21 protein-coding genes are annotated in these 17,039 nt (G+C 63.1%); 15 read left to right on the top strand and 6 right to left on the bottom strand.

What is annotated here, in order from left to right; all coding sequences use genetic code 11:
* Positions 1–3: 3 nt before the first annotated feature.
* The gene (gene lexA, locus ACFUOZ_RS14540; protein WP_377549339.1) at positions 4–747 is read right to left on the bottom strand and encodes a transcriptional repressor LexA; all 744 of its coding nucleotides are present in this window, start codon (positions 745–747) and stop codon (positions 4–6) included.
* Positions 748–1,093: 346 nt separating this feature from the next.
* On the opposite strand from lexA, the gene ACFUOZ_RS14535 reads away from it, so the two are divergent.
* The 8 genes from ACFUOZ_RS14535 (at position 1,094) to ACFUOZ_RS14500 (ending at position 7,272) form a co-directional block, all read left to right on the top strand.
* Positions 1,094–1,453: a LysM peptidoglycan-binding domain-containing protein gene (locus tag ACFUOZ_RS14535; RefSeq protein ID WP_377549337.1), complete on the top strand. Its 360-nt coding sequence runs from the start codon at positions 1,094–1,096 to the stop codon at positions 1,451–1,453.
* A gap of 79 nt (positions 1,454–1,532) precedes the next feature.
* The gene (locus tag ACFUOZ_RS14530; RefSeq protein WP_377549335.1) at positions 1,533–2,651 is read left to right on the top strand and encodes a histidinol-phosphate transaminase; all 1,119 of its coding nucleotides are present in this window, start codon (positions 1,533–1,535) and stop codon (positions 2,649–2,651) included.
* A 47-nt stretch (positions 2,652–2,698) separates the two neighbouring features.
* Positions 2,699–3,325 carry an imidazoleglycerol-phosphate dehydratase HisB gene (gene hisB, locus ACFUOZ_RS14525; protein ID WP_274262556.1) on the top strand — a complete coding sequence of 209 codons (627 nt, stop codon included), beginning with the start codon at positions 2,699–2,701 and terminating at the stop codon, positions 3,323–3,325.
* The gene (gene hisH / locus ACFUOZ_RS14520; protein ID WP_377549333.1) at positions 3,322–4,065 is read left to right on the top strand and encodes an imidazole glycerol phosphate synthase subunit HisH; all 744 of its coding nucleotides are present in this window, start codon (positions 3,322–3,324) and stop codon (positions 4,063–4,065) included. The genes hisB and hisH overlap by 4 nt, the downstream gene beginning before the upstream one ends.
* Complete coding sequence (locus ACFUOZ_RS14515; RefSeq protein ID WP_377549331.1) at positions 4,066–4,224, top strand: hypothetical protein; 159 nt, start codon at positions 4,066–4,068, stop codon at positions 4,222–4,224. It abuts the gene before it with no gap.
* 46 nt (positions 4,225–4,270) lie between these two features.
* Positions 4,271–5,014, top strand: coding sequence for a bifunctional 1-(5-phosphoribosyl)-5-((5-phosphoribosylamino)methylideneamino)imidazole-4-carboxamide isomerase/phosphoribosylanthranilate isomerase PriA (gene priA / locus ACFUOZ_RS14510; protein WP_274262558.1), 744 nt, complete (start codon positions 4,271–4,273; stop codon positions 5,012–5,014).
* Complete coding sequence (locus ACFUOZ_RS14505) at positions 5,014–5,922, top strand: SseB family protein (RefSeq protein WP_377549329.1); 909 nt, start codon at positions 5,014–5,016, stop codon at positions 5,920–5,922. Before priA ends, ACFUOZ_RS14505 begins: the two co-directional genes overlap by 1 nt.
* A 45-nt stretch (positions 5,923–5,967) precedes the next feature.
* Complete coding sequence (locus ACFUOZ_RS14500) at positions 5,968–7,272, top strand: MFS transporter (protein WP_377549327.1); 1,305 nt, start codon at positions 5,968–5,970, stop codon at positions 7,270–7,272.
* Between the two features lie 84 nt (positions 7,273–7,356).
* On the opposite strand, the gene ACFUOZ_RS14495 is transcribed toward ACFUOZ_RS14500, so the two are convergent.
* Positions 7,357–7,752, bottom strand: a complete 396-nt coding sequence (locus ACFUOZ_RS14495) for a DUF1844 domain-containing protein (RefSeq protein WP_377549325.1) — start codon at positions 7,750–7,752, stop codon at positions 7,357–7,359.
* Positions 7,753–8,168: 416 nt separating this feature from the next.
* Between ACFUOZ_RS14495 and infC the strand changes: the two genes are divergently transcribed.
* The 5 genes from infC to ACFUOZ_RS14470 all read left to right on the top strand — a co-directional run bounded on the left by infC (position 8,169) and on the right by ACFUOZ_RS14470 (position 12,181).
* Positions 8,169–9,122: a translation initiation factor IF-3 gene (gene infC, locus ACFUOZ_RS14490; protein WP_377549323.1), complete on the top strand. Its 954-nt coding sequence runs from the start codon at positions 8,169–8,171 to the stop codon at positions 9,120–9,122.
* Between the two features lie 117 nt (positions 9,123–9,239).
* Positions 9,240–9,434, top strand: coding sequence for a 50S ribosomal protein L35 (gene rpmI, locus ACFUOZ_RS14485; protein WP_262278075.1), 195 nt, complete (start codon positions 9,240–9,242; stop codon positions 9,432–9,434).
* 119 nt (positions 9,435–9,553) lie between these two features.
* Positions 9,554–10,219 carry a 50S ribosomal protein L20 gene (rplT, locus tag ACFUOZ_RS14480; protein ID WP_144663063.1) on the top strand — a complete coding sequence of 222 codons (666 nt, stop codon included), beginning with the start codon at positions 9,554–9,556 and terminating at the stop codon, positions 10,217–10,219.
* Positions 10,220–10,245: 26 nt separating this feature from the next.
* Positions 10,246–11,157 (top strand): TrmH family RNA methyltransferase, encoded by a 912-nt coding sequence (locus ACFUOZ_RS14475; protein ID WP_377549321.1) that lies wholly within the window; start codon positions 10,246–10,248, stop codon positions 11,155–11,157.
* A 100-nt stretch (positions 11,158–11,257) separates the two neighbouring features.
* Entirely contained in the window at positions 11,258–12,181 is a 924-nt protein-coding gene (locus ACFUOZ_RS14470) for a cation diffusion facilitator family transporter (protein ID WP_377549319.1), read from the top strand.
* Positions 12,182–12,268: 87 nt separating this feature from the next.
* Here the strand turns inward: ACFUOZ_RS14470 and ACFUOZ_RS14465 are convergent, their stop codons facing one another.
* Positions 12,269–13,477 (bottom strand): MFS transporter, encoded by a 1,209-nt coding sequence (locus ACFUOZ_RS14465; RefSeq protein ID WP_377549317.1) that lies wholly within the window; start codon positions 13,475–13,477, stop codon positions 12,269–12,271.
* Between the two features lie 129 nt (positions 13,478–13,606).
* Here ACFUOZ_RS14465 and ACFUOZ_RS14460 point away from each other — a divergent pair, with 129 nt between their 5' ends.
* The gene (locus tag ACFUOZ_RS14460) at positions 13,607–14,041 is read left to right on the top strand and encodes a (deoxy)nucleoside triphosphate pyrophosphohydrolase (RefSeq protein WP_377549315.1); all 435 of its coding nucleotides are present in this window, start codon (positions 13,607–13,609) and stop codon (positions 14,039–14,041) included.
* Positions 14,042–14,059: 18 nt separating this feature from the next.
* On the opposite strand, the gene ACFUOZ_RS14455 is transcribed toward ACFUOZ_RS14460, so the two are convergent.
* A complete protein-coding gene (locus ACFUOZ_RS14455) occupies positions 14,060–15,154 on the bottom strand; it encodes an Rv2578c family radical SAM protein (protein ID WP_377549313.1) in 1,095 nt (364 codons plus the stop codon).
* A 91-nt stretch (positions 15,155–15,245) separates the two neighbouring features.
* On the opposite strand from ACFUOZ_RS14455, the gene pcp reads away from it, so the two are divergent.
* Entirely contained in the window at positions 15,246–15,887 is a 642-nt protein-coding gene (pcp, locus tag ACFUOZ_RS14450; RefSeq protein ID WP_377549311.1) for a pyroglutamyl-peptidase I, read from the top strand.
* On the opposite strand, the gene ACFUOZ_RS14445 is transcribed toward pcp, so the two are convergent.
* On the bottom strand, positions 15,884–16,513 hold the full coding sequence (locus ACFUOZ_RS14445; RefSeq protein ID WP_377549309.1) for an SIMPL domain-containing protein: 630 nt from the start codon (positions 16,511–16,513) through the stop codon (positions 15,884–15,886). The two genes, pcp and ACFUOZ_RS14445, sit on opposite strands and share 4 nt — an antisense overlap.
* Before the next feature lie 2 nt (positions 16,514–16,515).
* Positions 16,516–16,962, bottom strand: coding sequence for a hypothetical protein (locus ACFUOZ_RS14440; RefSeq protein ID WP_377549307.1), 447 nt, complete (start codon positions 16,960–16,962; stop codon positions 16,516–16,518).
* Positions 16,963–17,039: the final 77 nt, after the last annotated feature.

Here is a 17,039-nt window from a genome sequence, read left to right as displayed (position 1 = left end):
AGGCTAGATGGAGCGAAGTACGGACACGACCTTGCCCATGATGGTGGCTTGGTCGCCGAGAATGGGTTCGTACTGGGTGTTCTGGGGCAGCAGCCAGGTGTGTCCGTCCCGCTGACGGAACGTTTTCACGGTGGCCTCATCATCGAGCAGCGCCGCCACGATGTCGCCGTTGATGGCATCGTTCTGACGGCGGACAACCACCCAGTCGCCGTCGCAGATGGCGGCATCGATCATTGAGTCTCCTGCCACTTTGAGCATGAAGAGCTCACCGTGTCCCACGAGTTGCCTGGGCAGCGGGAGCACGTCCTCAACGGTCTGGTCGGCGAGGATGGGACCACCTGCTGCAATGCGGCCGACCAACGGAACCATGGCGGTGTCGCTGGCGCTTACCAGTTCGGTGACGGCCATGCCGCCGGCGCTTCGCAGCGTTGCCGGAGCCTCGACGCCCGGGATCGGGCCGCCGTCGAGGGTCAGGGGCATCAACACTTCCATGGCGCGGGGTCGTTTGGGGTCCCGGCGGAGGTAGCCAAGTTTTTCCAGCTGTGACAGCTGGTGCGTCACGCTGGACAGGCTGGCCAGTCCTACGGTGTCGCCAATCTCGCGCATGCTGGGCGGATAACCGTTGTCATTGACTGACCGCTGGATGGTCTCCAGGATCTTCTTCTGACGTACGGTCAGGCTCTTGGGAGTCTTTTGAGGCTGTTGGCTTCGCAGGGGTGCCCCGCCGCCTGTGGCTTTTGCTGCCATGTTCGCCAATGCCTTTCCTTCCGCCCCGAAGAGAGCCGGGGATGCAGGGCCTGGAAAAAATGTCAGACCCTCCTGTTCCACTGAAACAGTGCTGTTTCTTCACTCAAACGTAGGGCAGGCACAGGCGTTTATCAAACATTTGTTCTAGCGAGTCTCGACACCGTTCGTTGATAAGTGCTAAAAATGTCATAGCAAGGTTCGAATATGTGTTCTATAAACCTCGCGCTGACGGTGGATGTTCGAACAAGCCGTTCGAACATCCGGCGCCGCCGGGAGGAACACAATGAATTGGCAGCGCTGATCCGGGACTTCCGGAGCGGCGCAATAGCTCAGAAGGGCTCAGCTCATGTCCGCAATCACTTCGTTCGCTGATTTCCGCACCGCTCCGGCGCCCGCACGTCTCCGCCTCACCCGCCGAGGCCGCATGGTCTTCTTTGGTATCCCGGCCATGCTACTGGTGGCTGCTCTCCTTAGCCTCGCAGGGGTTATCACCTCGCCGGCAAAGGCTTCCGACTCCCAGGCGCAGTTGCAGCCGCCCGTTGCGGTGTCCGTGACAGTGCAGCCCGGCCAGTCGCTGTGGGGTATTGCCGGCGCTGCGGCTCCGGAGCGGGACCCGCGTGAAGTCATTGCCGAAATCATCCAGCTGAACGACCTCCGTGGTGGCCGGATCCTTCCAGGGCAGCAGTTGTTCGTGCCGGCCCACTGATGCCCGCAATACGCGTGTCTTTCCTCTGCCCGTACGTCACAGTTACTCGGCAGTCGCGGTGGCCCCTTAAACTGTTGTAGTGAGTGAGCAGCTTGAGCGACTTGACCGACTTCCCCTCCGGACCAACCTGCGTGGATTGAGCCCCTACGGCGCACCGCAGCTCGATGTCCCCGTTTTGCTCAACGTCAACGAAAACACCCATGGCGTCCCTGCTGATGTGCAGGCGGCCATTACGGAGGCAGTGGCCGCCGCCGCCACTGGCTTGAACCGCTATCCGGACCGCGAATTCACCGACCTTCGGGTAGCCCTGGCGGAGTACCTCGGCCACGGCCTTTCTGCGGACAACATCTGGGCTGCCAACGGCTCCAACGAAGTCCTGCAGCAAATTCTCCAGGCATTCGGCGGCCCGGGGCGCAAAGCCCTTGGTTTCCCTCCCACGTACTCCATGTACCCGTTGCTCGCCAGCGGAACGGACACTGAGTACATCCGTGGCGTTCGTGCCGACGACTACGGACTGGATGCGCAGTCGGCAGCCCAACAGGTCCGTGAGACCGGGGCCAACGTCGTCTTTCTGTGCTCGCCGAACAATCCAACGGGCACAGGTTTGACTCTGGATGTGGTTGAGGCTGTGTATGAAGCCGGCGAAGCAAGTCAGGCCATCGTGATCGTGGATGAGGCCTACCACGAGTTTGCCCACGACAACACTCCCAGTGCCCTGACCCTCCTGCCCGGGCGCGAGCGTTTGATTGTCTCCCGAACCATGAGCAAGGCGTTCGCCTTGGCTGGAGCACGCCTTGGCTACATGGCTGCGGCCCCGGAGGTAACAGACGCGATCCGGCTGGTACGACTCCCGTACCACCTCTCAGCCATCACCCAGGCCACCGCCCTCGCGGCCTTGACGCACCGCGAAGCCCTTATGGCCGACGTCGAAGACATCAAGGTCCAGCGGGATCGCATCGTGACCGAACTTCTCCGCATGGGACTCAAGCCCGCGGCGTCGGACTCCAACTACGTCTTTTTCGGCGGGCTGGAGGATCCTCACACGATCTGGCAGGGCCTGCTCGATGCCGGCGTGCTGATCCGCGATGTCGGCATCCCCGGGCACTTGCGCGTCACGGCCGGAACCGAGCCGGAAACCACTGCCTTCCTGGAGGCGCTGGAAGCCCTCCTGGACGGCGCGGTTTCCCAGCGCGCCTAAACTTGTCAATAGACCAACCCATCCTCCCTGTAGAAGGACGTTCCCCAATGAGCGAAACCGGCGCTACGCCGTCCGCTGCCCGCACTGCCCGCATGGAGCGCACCACCAGTGAGTCTTCCGTGCTGGTGGAGATCAACCTGGATGGCTCCGGCATTTCGGACATCAGCACTTCAGTACCCTTCTACGACCACATGCTGACCGCCCTGTGCAAGCACTCGCTGATCGACATGACCGTCAAGGCCACCGGTGACACCCACATCGATGCCCACCACACCGTGGAAGACGTCGCCATTACCTTTGGCGAGGTCCTGCGTACGGCCTTGGGCAACAAGGCAGGCATCCGTCGTTTTGGCGAGGCCACCGTGCCGCTGGACGAGGCCTTGGCGCACGCCGTCGTGGATGTTTCCGGCCGCCCCTACCTGGTGCACGGCGGTGAGCCTGCCGGGCAGGAGTACCACCTCATCGGCGGCCACTTCACAGGTTCACTGACCCGGCACGTCTTCGAAGCGATCACTTTGCACGCGGGAATTTGCCTGCACATGAACGTTCTCGCGGGCCGCGATCCGCACCACATTGTCGAAGCCCAGTTCAAGGCGTTCGCGCGTGCACTCCGTGCGGCCGTTGAGTCCGATCCCCGTGTTGAGGGAATCCCGTCCACCAAGGGGGCCCTGTGAGCGGCCAGTTTTTGAAAGACGGAGCAGTGGCCGACGCCACCGCTTCGGTGAAGCCGGAGTCGCCGGAGGGCAAGCCCACGGTGACAGTTCTGGATTACGGATCCGGGAACGTCCGTTCCGCCGTCCGCGCCCTCGAAAGGGCAGGAGCGCACGTGCTGCTCAGCTCCAAGCCGGAGGACGTGCTCAACGCCGACGGACTGGTTGTTCCCGGAGTCGGTGCCTACGAGACCGTGATGAAGGAACTCAAAGCTGTCGATGCCATCCGCATGATTGGTCGTCGTGTCGCCGGCGGGCGTCCGGTGCTTGCTATCTGTGTGGGCCTGCAGGTGCTCTTCGAAGCCGGCGTCGAGCACGGCACCGAGTCCGAAGGCATGGCTGAATGGCCCGGCAAGGTGGAGCTGCTTCCGGCTCCCGTGGTGCCGCACATGGGCTGGAACACCGTGGACGTCCCGGAAGGTTCCAAACTCTTCGCAGGGGTCGAGCAGGAACGTTTCTACTTCGTGCACTCGTATGGGGTGCAGGAGTGGAACTTCGATGTTGTCCAGCCCCGCATGGAGCCCCCGAAGGTTACCTGGTCCGAGCACGGCGCACGGTTCATTGCCGCCGTCGAGAATGGTCCCCTCTGCGCTACCCAGTTCCACCCCGAGAAATCAGGGGATGCCGGAGCAAGGCTCCTGCGCAACTGGGTCGAGGGCCTGCGGAAGCCCGCTCCGGAATCGTCCGGGAGCGGTGCTGCCTGAATGTGGTCTGTAGTCCTTATGGGCCTGGCGGGACTGTTGGTGGGTGGGGGACTTTCCTTCCATCAACAGAAGAAGCCCCGCTGGGTTTCCATTTCTTTTTACGTGCTGGCCGGGATGTCCCTGCTGGCTGCCTACCTCCTGACACTTCCCGCCAACTGAATCGCGGCGTGGTACGCCGGCGAACCCTCACACTGCAAGGACCCTCATGACCACCTCCTCCCAGTCCGTCCTGGAACTCCTGCCTGCCGTCGATATTGTCGACGGCCAGGCGGTGCGCCTCCTGCAAGGAGAGGCAGGTTCGGAAACCAGCTATGGAACTCCCCTCGAGGCAGCCCTCAACTGGCAGAATGCCGGGGCGGAGTGGGTTCACATGGTTGACTTGGACGCCGCTTTCGGCCGGGGAAACAACGCCGCGCTCATCAGCGAGGTTGTTTCGCAGCTCAACGTCAAAGTCGAGCTGTCCGGCGGCCTGCGGGATGACGAATCCCTTGAGCGTGCCCTCGAACTGGGCGTTGCGCGGGTGAACCTTGGCACGGCTGCATTGGAGAACCCGGACTGGACCAAGCGGGCGATCGAGCGTTTTGGTGACCAGATCGCCGTCGGGCTTGATGTCCGGGGTACCACCCTTGCCGGCCGCGGCTGGACGAAGGAGGGCGGGGACCTCTGGGAAGTGCTGGCCCGGCTCGAGGACGCAGGATGCGCCCGTTACGTTGTGACGGATGTGACCAAGGACGGCACCTTGCAGGGCCCCAACGTGGATCTGCTGCGCCAGATGGTGGAGAAGACCGGCAAGCCGGTTGTGGCTTCGGGCGGTATCTCCAGCCTGGAGGACCTCCGGGTCCTGCGCGAACTGGTGCCGCTCGGTGTTGAGGGTGCGATTGTCGGTAAGGCCCTGTATGCGGGCGCCTTCACCTTGCCCGAAGCGCTGGACGTGGCCGGCCGCCGCTGATGGGCCGTCACACAGCCGGGCAGGAGGCACACCAGCCGGAAAAGCGTGAACTGCCGGGTCATATAGCGGCGGCGTTGGCCGGTGCGGGCGGGGCGACGGACTCGGCGGGCCAGCCGTGGGCCGGTAGGAGCCTTGCCGGTGACGACGCCAAGATTCACAACTTCGAAGATGATGACGGAAGCGCGGACGCCGGCTACCTCGCTGCCATAGCCGGGCTGTTTAACGGCACCGGCGGCGAAGCCGAAGTGGTAGCCTCCCTGGCTACGGCCCGGGTCTTTGTTCCGGTCGTGGCCCAGCTGGCCGAGGAAGCCGAAGGCGTTGACGGGCTGCATGCCGACAAACAGGCCGATATGGCATTGGTCACACTCAAGGCACCCGATGGCCGTACGGCAATGCCTGTGTTCACCTCCGCGGCTGCTCTGGAACTGTGGCATCCGCAGGCGCGCCCGGTGGCTGTTTACGCCGCGCGGGCGGCGCTTTCGGCAGTATCGGAAGGCGCCCAGCTGCTGGTTGTGGATCCCGGTTCCGACTTCGCCTTCGTGGTCCGGCGACCGGCCCTGTGGGCTCTGGCCCAACAGAAGGACTGGACGCCGTCATACCTGGATGATCAACTGGAGACTGCTCTCGTTTCGACAATTTCAGCTTTCCCCGCGGTCCGGCGCCTTGAGACGCGGGCCGGAGGTGGCGTTGCGTCCCTCACGGCCGACGGGCGCCAGGTGCAAGGCGGCGGTCCGGGTCCGGAACTGCGTGTGGTGCTCTTCCTTGAGGACGGGCTGGACGCCGCGGCGGTGCAGACGCTTGTCGGCCAGTTGAACGAAGCATGGGCAAGCATGGACTCCTTTGCCGAGGGTGTCGATTCCATGGAGATCAAACTGCAGCGCGCAGCACAGGAGCCCGCGCCGCACTAATGGCAGGTCCGGTTCCCCGGGGTTGCCCGGGGAAAAGAGGATTGAGTGAACTTCGCTCTCTATAAAGAGATGCTGTCCATCCGGCCTGTCCGGCGTCTGCTGGTGGTGGGCATGATTGCCCGCATTCCACATTCTGCCGCCGGGGTGCTCCTCACCCTCCACATTGTCCTGACGCTTGGGCAAGGTTATGCCGCCGCTGGAGCGGCGGCCGCGGTCATGACCATCGGCATCGCCCTGGGTGCACCGTGGCGTGGCCGCAGGGTGGATATGGTGGGGCTGCGGAAGGCCTTGATCCCTTCCGTCATTTCCGAGACCGTGATTTGGTCGATTGTGCCGCACGTTTCCTACCAGTGGCTGCTGCCGCTGGTTTTTATAGGCGGCCTTTTCACCTTGCCGATCTTCAGTGTTGTCCGACAATCGTTGGGTGTTTTGGTGGATGGGGAACAGCGCCGTTCGGCGTTCGCCCTGGACTCCATTGCCACCGAGGTTGTGTTCATGATCGGTCCGGCCGTGGGCGCAGTGGTGGCCACGAGCGGCTATTCGGCTCTCGGCCTCACTGCCGTGGGTGTCTCCGTTTCCGTGGCGGGACTATTCCTCATGTGGTTCAACCCGCCCACCCGGAGCGATGTCGCGTGCACGCCGGAGGAATCTGCCGACCGGGAGTCGGCCGACCTGGCTGCGGCGGAGGCTGCGATGGTGGCTTCTGCCCCCGCGCACGTCCAGGAAGCGGCTTCCGAAATGGCGTCCGTCACCTCACGCACCTCAGCACTGAAGAACCGGGTGGCCAGGAACTTCACCTGGTTTACGGTTTCCGTTGCCGCGCTCTTCGCAGTCGCCGCTGGTTCCGGCATGGTGCTCAGCGGCTCCGACGTCAGCATTGTGGGGCTGCTGGAGCGGGGCGGGCACCAAAATGAAATCGGCATCGTCTTCTTCTTCTGGTGCGCGGCCTCGGTGGTCGGCGGCCTGATCTACGGCTCAATGAAGCTGTCCGTTTCGCCCATGATCCTCCTGCTGGGCATGGCCGCTTTGACCATTCCGATGGGCTTCGCCCATGACACCTGGACCCTTGCGTTCCTCTCGCTCCTCCCGGGACTGTTGTGTGCCCCGGTCCTGTCCGCGTCCTCCGAGAAGGTAGCGGATCTGGTGGACGAGGATCGTCGCGGCGAAGCCATGGGCTGGTACGGCTCTGCCCTCACCGCCGGTGTCGCTTTGGGTGCACCCTTGGCCGGGGTTTTCATCGACACTGTCGGCCCGTCCGGGGGATTCGCGGCGGTGGGGATTGCCGGCGTCGCGCTGTGCGCCATGGGACTGGTTCTTACATCCATTCGTCGCCGGGCTGCCAAGGTCTAGGCGTAACAGGGAGTGAACAGACGACGACGGCGGGCCGACCAATGTGGTCGACCCGCCGTCGGTGGTTATGCAGGCAGTACGCGGCTAGTTCACCGGTCCGGTGAACTTTTCGCCCGGGCCCTTGCCGGGCGCGTCCGGGATGATGGAGGCTTCGCGGAAGGCCAGCTGCAAGGAGCGCAGGCCATCGCGCAACGGTCCGGCATGCTGGGATCCAATTTCGGGGGCCGCGGCCGATACCAGTCCGGCAAGTGCGGTGATCAGCTTGCGGGCCTCGTCAAGGTCCTTGAGGTCTTCTGCGTTGGGGTCGTCGGCAAGACCAACCTTGACGGCTGCAGCGCTCATCAGGTGAACGGCGCCGGTAGTGATGACCTCCACGGCCGGAACCTCGGCGATGTCGCGGATCTGCTGGGAGACCCCGGCGTCAGCGGAGGGGGCGTCTCCGCCGAAGGAGTTGCGGGAATTGCTGTCTTCAGTGCTCATACTGGTAAGCTTGTCACAGACCGACTGGAAGTCGTTATTCACCAGGATTTTCACCATGGATATCCGCGGTGAGATCTATAGCCAACAGTCCCGCCACCGCAATGTGCGCTTGGCGGGTTGTTTCTGTAGAATTGTCTTTCAGTTTGCAAGCGGAGTTCTCTCCCACCCGCGTCAGCCGTTTCCCTCCGGGGACAGGATTCCCTTACGGGACAAGAGGTTGCCGGGTACCTGGTCGGACACTCCGGGGTTATCCCCGGCTGTGCGTACTTTCCCGTTGGGGAAGTGCAGCCGATCTTCGAGGCCTTCGATTGCACCAGCAATTGGGGGCCTTCTCTTATTGCCGGTGACACCACCACAACCACAGGAGCTTTAACATTAGCGAGCCAAGAATCAATGAGCGTATCCGCGTCCCCGAGGTGCGGCTGGTCGGTCCTGCCGGCGAACAGGTAGGAATTGTCCGCATCGAGGACGCACTGCGTCTGGCTGCAGAATCCGATCTCGACCTCGTTGAAGTTGCGCCGCAGGCTAAGCCTCCTGTTTGCAAGTTGATGGACTTCGGCAAGTACAAGTACGAAGCCGCAGTCAAGGCGCGCGAAGCCCGCAAGAACCAGACCAACACGGTTCTCAAGGAAATTCGTTTCCGCCTCAAGATCGACAAGCACGACTACGAAACCAAGCGTGGGCACGCTCTGCGCTTCCTCGGAGCCGGTGACAAGGTCAAGGCCATGATCCAGTTCCGTGGCCGCGAGCAGCAGCGTCCTGAAATGGGCATCCGCCTGCTGCAGCGTTTCGCTGAAGATGTGGCCGAGGTTGGCGTCATTGAGTCCAGCCCGCGCATCGATGGCCGCAACATGGTCATGGTGATCGGACCGCTGAAGAACAAGGCAGAGGCCAAGGCCGAAGCCCGCCGTGCCAGCCAGCGCGCAGAAGCCAAGGCCCAGAACGAAGCCAAGGCCGCAGCGCGCGTGGACACCACGGGGGAGCAGGCTCCGCTGACGCAGAGCATTGCTGACCTTCTGCCCGAAGGCTTCAAGGTTTCTGAAGAGGAAACCAAGCAGGAAGCTCCGGCGACAGCAACCGAGGCGCCCGCAGCTGAAGAAGCGCCGGTCGTCGAAGAAGTTGCCTCTGAGGCTCCGGTTGCCGAAGAGGCGCCTGAAGCAGCAGAAGAAGCACCCGTTGCCGAGGAAGCTCCGGCTCCCAAGGCAGCGCCGGTAGAGGCGGCTCCCAAGCCTGCTGTTCCGGCCGCGGCTCCGAAGCCTGCAGTTCCCTCGGCTCCCAAGCCTGTCGCCAAGCCGGCGGCTCCCAAGCCCGCAGCCCGGCCTGCGGCCCCCAAGGCCGCTCCGAAGCCTGCAGCCCGCAAGACCACTTAGTTCAACGCCGCGGAGGCCTCGCCTCCACCGGCAAGCAACCAGCACGTCGGCCCCCGTTGGCCGGCTGCGCGAAAGAATCGCGGACTTGTCCGTGGATACGTAAGGAGATCGGTTCCCATGCCGAAGATGAAGACCCACAGCGGTGCTAAGAAGCGCTTCAAGCTGACCGGTACGGGCAAGCTGAAGCGTCAGCAGGCCAACCGCCGTCACTACCTGGAGCACAAGTCCTCCAGGCTGACCCGTCGCCTCGCCGGCGACAAGCTCGTCTTCAAGGGTGACGCCAAGGTCATCAAGAAGATGCTCGGCCTCTAAGTTCCAAGTTCTTTGGTTACTGCCATCCGGCAGGAACCGACTACACCAAAAGCCTTCTCAGGCCGGCCGGGATTCCGGCAGTAGCAGCTTGGGATAAAGATTTCTGAAGGAGTACGCACGTGGCACGTGTGAAGCGGGCGGTAAACGCCCACAAGAAGCGCCGGGTTGTCCTCGAACGCGCCAAGGGTTACCGCGGTCAGCGTTCGCGCCTGTACCGCAAGGCAAAAGAGCAGCTGCTGCACTCGTTTGTGTACAGCTACGGCGACCGCCGCAAGAAGAAGGGCGACTTCCGTCGCCTCTGGATCCAGCGTATCAACGCTGCATCCCGCGCCAACGGCCTCACCTACAACCGTCTCATCCAGGGCCTGAAGGCTGCTGAGGTTGAGGTTGACCGCCGTATGCTGGCTGAACTGGCTGTCTCCGACGCCAACGCTTTCGCCGCCCTGGTGAACGTTGCCAAGGGTGCACTCCCGGCTGACACCTCCGCTCCGGCTGCCAAGGCTGCCCCGAAGGCCAAGGTTGCTCCGGCTGTTGCTACCGCTCCGGCTGTCAAGGCTGTCGTTTCCGAGAAGCCGGCCATCGACGGCGCAGTTGCCGCTGACGGTGACGAGGCTCCGGAAGGCTACGCCATCAAGGGCAACGCCGAGTCCAAGAAGTACCACGTGCCGGGTTCCACCTGGTACAACACCACCGCTGCTGAGTACTGGTTCTCCACGGTCGAAGCTGCAAAGGCTGCCGGTTTCGAGCCGGCCGGCGGCGAAGCCCGCCAGCAGATCAAGAACTAGTCGCAACTGCCACTAAAGTTCTATATATGAACGAAACCGGGCGCCCGCAAGACTTTACGATGACCAACCCCCGAGCAGATCGGGTGAGGGATGTCGCCAAGCTTGCCGGGCGCCCGGCGCGTTTAAAACGCGGACGGTTCCTTGCTGAAGGTCCGCAGGCGGTGCGTGAGGCGTTGACCCTGCACCGTGAGCGCACGGCGGCCGGAGGGGCCGCCGTCGTGCATGAAGTTTTTGCCAGCGAGGCGTGTCTCGACCGCCTGCCCGAGCTCGCCGACCTGGCGCAGGGTACGTTGCTCCGGCTGGCGAGCGATGACGTTCTGTCCGCCATGGCGGACACAGTCAACCCCCAAGGGATCGTCGCTGTCTGCAGTTTTGTGGACGTCAGCCTCGAGTCAGTGCTCGACGCCGGTCCCCGGCTTCTCGCGGTCATGTGCCAGGTGCGTGACCCCGGCAATGCCGGCACCGTCCTTCGTGCCGCTGATGCGGCCGGAGCGGACGCTGTTGTCCTGACCGGTTCCAGTGTGGACATCTACAACCCGAAGGCTGTCCGCTCCACTGCCGGTTCACTCTTTCACCTTCCAGTGGTCCTGGGCGTGGACGTCGAAGAACTTGTGGCCCGGTGCCGGGAACGCGGGATCGGAATCCTGGCCGCTGACGGCTACGGAACCCTCAACCTGGACAAGCTCCAGGACGAAAATGCCGCGCGGCGGCTGGGCAATGGCTCCGTGGCGTCCGACTACGCCCTGGAAGCCCCTACCGCGTGGCTCTTCGGCAATGAGGCCCAAGGCTTGTCGGACGAAGAGCTGGCACTGGCCGACCACCGTGTCGCCGTGCCCGTCTACGGGGCAGCGGAAAGCTTGAACCTGGGCACCGCCGCCACTGTTTGTCTTTATGCCAGTGCGCGTTCGCAGCGAGGCGCCCGAGTGGAGAATGTGTAAATACCGCGCCGCCGGGTACGGTATTGCTTGCAAGATCAGACGATGACGACTCTTCTTGGCCTTTCCCATACTTTCCCATACCCGAAGAGGTGAAGCTTTCGTGGCTGCAGGTGGCGGTACCAAAGCGATTGTGGCGGCACTTGCCGCCAATCTGACCATCGCTGTTCTGAAGTTCATTGCGTTTTTCCTGACAGCGTCATCGTCCATGCTCGCAGAGGCAATCCACTCTGTGGCCGATTCCGGCAACCAGGTCCTGTTGCTGGTTGGAGGCAAGCGTTCCAAGCGGGCCGCCAGCCCGGAGCATCCTTTTGGCTATGGCCGGGAACGCTATATTTACGCTTTCATCGTTTCCATTGTGTTGTTCAGCGTCGGTGGCCTGTTTGCCCTCTATGAGGCCTGGGAGAAGTTCCAGCATCCGCACGGCATCGAGGGCAGCTTCTGGTGGGTGCCCCTGGCTGTTCTGGTGGGGGCGATCATCGCTGAAGGTTTCTCCTTCCGCACGGCAATCATCGAATCGAACCACGTCCGCGGCAAGCAGAGCTGGGTCAAGTTTGTCCGCAACGCCAAGCAGCCCGAACTTCCCGTCATCTTGCTCGAAGATTTCGGCGCCCTGCTTGGTTTGGTCTTTGCGCTCTTCGGCGTCAGCATGACCCTGGTCACCGGAGACGGAGTCTGGGACGCCCTCGGTACCGCGATGATTGGCTTGCTGCTGGTCGCCATCGCTGTGGTTTTGGCCATGGAAACCAAATCGCTGCTGTTGGGGGAGTCTGCCACGAAGGAAGACGTCCAGCGCATCTCCGAAGCTTTGCAGGCCGACGGCACCCGGATCATCCATCTCAAGACCCTGCACCTCGGTCCGGATGAGTTGCTGGTTGCCGCCAAGATCTCCATGGGAGCTTCCGAGACCGGCGAAGAGATCGCGAAGGGAATCGACGACGCCGAGCAACGGATCCGTGCGGCGGTTCCGATCGCTCGGGTCATCTACCTTGAACCTGACATTGAGCGTGTCCAGGCCCAGGCCTAGCGACTTCATTAAGCCTGTGAATTCAGGTGATTAACGACGAATGGCTCCGCGGATGCGGAGCCATTCGTCGTTTGATGCCACTGGCGATCAGGAGGTCAGGGTGGTCCTGCGTTCCACGATGCCACTGATGACAGCAACGCCCAAGCCGAGGAGGGCGAGAACCGCACCTACCAGGGCGGGGGCGACGTAACCCCAGCCCCAGGCAATGACCGTGCCACCGAGGAAGGCACCCAGGGCGTTGGCGATGTTGAGGGCTGAGTGGTTCAGCGACGAGGCCAGCGAGGCGGCGCCCGGGGCTGAGTCGAGGAGCCTGGTCTGCAGTGCCGGCGTCAGCATCGAGCCGATACCGCCGACCACGAAGGCCATCAGGAAAGCCGACCAGGCCCAGTGGGCTGCGATGGCGTAGACCACCAGCGCAGCGGCGATACCGGGCATGACCCAGTAGATGGTACCCATCACGGACTTGTCCGCCAGCCGGCCACCGATGATGTTTCCGACAACCATGCCGAGTCCATAAAGGGCAACGACGGCGGGAATGAGGTACTCGGGGAGGCCGGCCACGGACGTCATGGTGTGTGCGATGTAGGTGTACACGGCGAAGAAGCCGCCGAAACCGATGATGCCGATCAGGAGGGCCAGCCACACCTGAAGCCTCTTCAGCGCTCCAAGTTCCCGGCGGATGCTGGCGTCCGGGTGCGCAGCTTCGAAGGGGACAAACTTCCACATCATGGCAACCGTGAGCAGGCCGATGGCGCCGACGATGACGAAGAGCAGGCGCCACCCAAAGGTCTGGCCCACCCACGTAGCCAAGGGGACTCCGATGACATTGGAGACCGTCAGGCCCGCCATGACCATGGAGATGGCCCAGCCGCGTTTGGTGGGAGCCACAAGGCCCGCAGCGATGACGGCTGCCACCCCGAAGAACGCTCCATGCGGAAGGCCCGAAGCGAAGCGGGAGAGCAGCATCAGGCCGTAGTCCGGAGCAATGAAAGACGTCAGGTTCGCTATCGCCAGGAACAGCATGAGACCCAGTGCCAAGTGCTTGCGGGGCAACTTCGCTCCCAACGCAGCGAAGACAGGGGCTCCGATGACTACACCCAGTGCGTAGGCCGAGATGAGGCTGCCCGCTTGTGGGGTGCTGATCCCCAGGCCCGTCTCGACCTCCTTCAACAGGCCCATCATGGCGAACTCTGTGGTGCCGATGGCAAACCCGCCCATGGCCAGGGCCAGGATGGCCAAGCCAAGGTGGCGCCCCGACTTCTTGACGGCGACGGGCTGGAACACGGTGGTAGACATAGACCTGTTTCTGGGGCGGCGTTTGAGCTGGGAAAAATGGAAGAAAATCCGATAACAAGTCTAGTTTGCTGTTGGGATCAGGGGTTACTCCTGTGACCATGCCCACGGTCCGGCCCATAGACTGTTGCCGTGACTGCAGTGATAAACGTCGTTGGTGCGGCCATCGTCGACTCTTTGGTAGCCCCTGGAAATTTGCTGGTAGCCCGTCGTACGGCCCCACCCCAATTCGCGGGCATGTGGGAATTCCCCGGCGGCAAGGTTGAACCAGGTGAAACCCCGGAAGCGGCATTGCACCGCGAACTCGCGGAGGAGCTGGGAATCGAGGTTCAGCTCGGCCCGGAGCTGGAATCAGGGAGCGTGGCAGGCTGGGCACTCAATGAGCGGGCCAGCATGCGGGTGTGGTTCGCTGAAGTGACAGCGGGCCAACCCGTTGCGCTTGAAGACCATGACGAACTCCGCTGGGTCCCGTTGGCCGATCATGGGGAAGCTCTGGCTCTTCCGTGGATTCCTGCGGACCTTCCCATCGTCCGGGCCTTGCTGGAGCGGGTCTCCACACCCGCCTGAGTGGCGAGCAAGCGAAGTTTAGAACAGTGACTGTTGTCCCGGCAGGGGAGCGGCTGCTGTTCCGGCCGGCGAGGGTGCCTGTGCCGCTGTATACCGCGCGTTGCGGTGGCTGAATCCGGAGCTCCCGGTGAAACCGTATTTGGCCTTGAAGTGGTTGGTCCGTCCAGACAACCATGCGCGGTACTCCTTGGAGGCGTATGAGCCGTTCCCGTAGAGCCGCCGGTACCTGCCCACCAGCCCGGGGTGTTCGGCAGCAAGCCACTTCATGTACCACTCGCGGGTGCCAGGCTTGAGGTAGAGGGCGCCGGCGGAGACACCCGTGGCTCCGGACCGGGCCAATTCGGAGAACAGGGAATCGAGGGCTTCGTCGGAATCAGTGAGCCACGGCAGGATGGGCATGGCCATGACGCCGCAGCCCAGGCCTGCATCCCGGAGGCGGGCAATGAGCTTCAATCGGGCCTTGGGGGAGGGAGTTCCCGGCTCGATGAGGGCCGCGAGGTCCTGGTTGGTCATTGCCAATGAAATGCCTAGGTCCACGGGAACCAGGGTGGCTGCGTGCTTCAGCAGGGGGATGTCCCTGGCCAACAGCGTGCCTTTGGTCAGGATGGAGAACGGTGTGCCCGAATCGGCAAGGGCCCGGATTATGCCTGGCATCAAGGCATAACGGCCTTCGGCCCTTTGATAAGGGTCCGTGTTGGTGCCCAGGGCTACTTGGTGGCGTCCCCAGGAAGGCTTGGCCAGTTCTTTCCGGAGTACCTCGGCTGCGTTGATCTTGACGACCACCTGGGAGTCGAAGTCGCGGCCGGCATCGAATTCCAAATACGTGTGGGTCTTGCGTGCGAAGCAGTAGACGCAGGCATGGCTGCACCCGCGGTAGGGGTTGACCGTCCACTCGAACGGCATATTGGAACCCGAAGGCACCTTGTTGAGCACTGACTTTGCGGTGACCTCATGGAAGGTGACTCCGGAGAATTCGGGTGTAGAGACGGAACGCACAAGCCCGGCCAAGGGCAGCAAGGCATCCATTGCCGGGGCAGGGCTTGGAGCCGGACTGCCGGCTGTTTCCGGAGCCGGTTCACGCATCGGTGAAAGTGCTTGTGCGTCCCATCTCATGGACTCTATTCGAATGTATGTTCGAATCAATGTCAAGGCCTTCGAATCCGGTGCCGCAAGATTGGGGATCAGGCGTTGCTATGGTTGGCCCATGATTCTGCTTACGGGCTTCGAACCGTTCGGCCAGGAAACCGTCAATCCCTCCTGGCTTGCTGTCCAGCGTGCCCGGCAGTCGCTACGGGCTGAGGGGCTCGCCGTTGAAGCCCTGGAGCTGCCCTGCGTTTTTGGCGAGTCGGTGATGGTTCTCAATGACGCCGTATCCCGTTTCAACCCGGACGTTGTGGTGTCCGTGGGCCTGGCAGGTGGCCGGGACCGGATATCGCTTGAACGCGTGGCCATCAACTGCGATGACGCAAGGATTCCGGATAACAAAGGCCAGCGGCCCATCGACGAGGAAGTCGTTCCCGGGGCGCCCGCCGCGTACTTCTCCAGCCTGCCCATCAAGGCCGCGCTCAGGAATCTCCAGATTGCCGGTATCAGGGGTGAGATCTCCCAGACGGCCGGTACCTACGTCTGCAACCATCTCTTCTATGGTCTGATGCATTCTTTGGCGAACCGGTCCGGTGTTCGGGGCGGCTTCATCCACGTCCCCTATTTGCCGGAGCAAGTGCCTCCTGGTGGGACGGCCCCGTCAATGCCGCTGGAACTGACCGCCCAGGGGATAGCGGTGGTGGTTCGGACCGCGCTAAGCACTCAGCAGGATTCCAAGCTGGGTGCAGGAGCAATCCATTAGATCAATTCCCATTGCACGGTGACACTGGCCGAGACGGCAGACTCACCCGCCTCGACCGGCAGCGCCTCAGCGGCGAAGGAGGCGCGGACCATTCCACCCAAGGGAATGGGGGCGCCTTGAACCGGCTGCTGGGAGATGGAGAGCACGGAACCAAGCCGGGCAGAGGCAAGGCCAGCGTACTGTTCGGCGCGGGCCAGGGCGTCCCTCCATGCCGCTTCCTGCGCCTGTGCTGTGACAGCTGCTGGGTCCGCCAGGCCCTGCTCCAAGCCATTGATCCGGATGTCGTCACCGCCGGCGGCGACCGCCGCAGCGATGGCGGCGGGCGCCTCGCCGTGCGACCGTATCCCCACGTGCAGGGTCGTGGAAGCCACATAGGCCGTCACCTTCTGGCCCTGCCCTTCTACCCACACGAGGTCGGCGCGCAGGTTCAATCCGGTCGTTCGCAGTTCGGCGTCTGTGACCCCCGCAGCGCGCAAAGCGGACGCGACGGCGGCCGCCGACCTGCCGGCGTCGTCATATGCTTTCGCTGCGGTCTCCCGGCGGGTCTCGACGCCGAGAGTCAATGTCACCTGGTCCGGTACCGCCGTCGCGGTTCCGGTCCCCGTTACTGTGATGGTTCGTTCCATGCCTAAGCCTCGATTCGATCGTCGGTGTGCCGATGCTGCCCGCAGTTGGGTGACTCCACGTACCCGCCTGCCTCCAGTCCGGCCTGGCGCTCGAAGAAGTTCGCCTTTCCAGGATTCCCGGTGCGAACCATGGACCAGCACGCCGCCGCTCCATAGAGGGCAAAGAAGGGCAAGCCGAGGCAGTACGCGTACTGGGTGCTGTGGCGTTCTTCGTGGCCCAGGAGCACTGGGTCGCTTCCCGCAGCGCCGTGCGGTGCCCGGTACAGGATGACGTTACCCACGGTAAAAGCGCCGGCGAAAGGAAGCTTCCAGCTGTATCCGGCCGCTATCAGGAGGCCCCGCGGTCCCTTCGATAGCGTGGAGCGGGACGCAAAGGCCACCGCAATACCCAAGGGCGTGGACAGATTCAGCACGTTGGCGAACTGCCGAAGGCGTTGACCGGGAGTCATGAAGCCATGCTAGTCCCGTTGCGTGTGGCGGTGGCCGGCAGGCGGGGATACGCTGATCCAGCACTCACTCGTGCATG

Origin of the sequence: Paenarthrobacter sp. NPDC057355 (assembly GCF_042667405.1) — a bacterium.
Taxonomy (GTDB): domain Bacteria; phylum Actinomycetota; class Actinomycetes; order Actinomycetales; family Micrococcaceae; genus Arthrobacter.
Note: the sequence above shows the minus strand (reverse complement) of the source record. Positions and strands in the feature narration are given on the sequence as shown.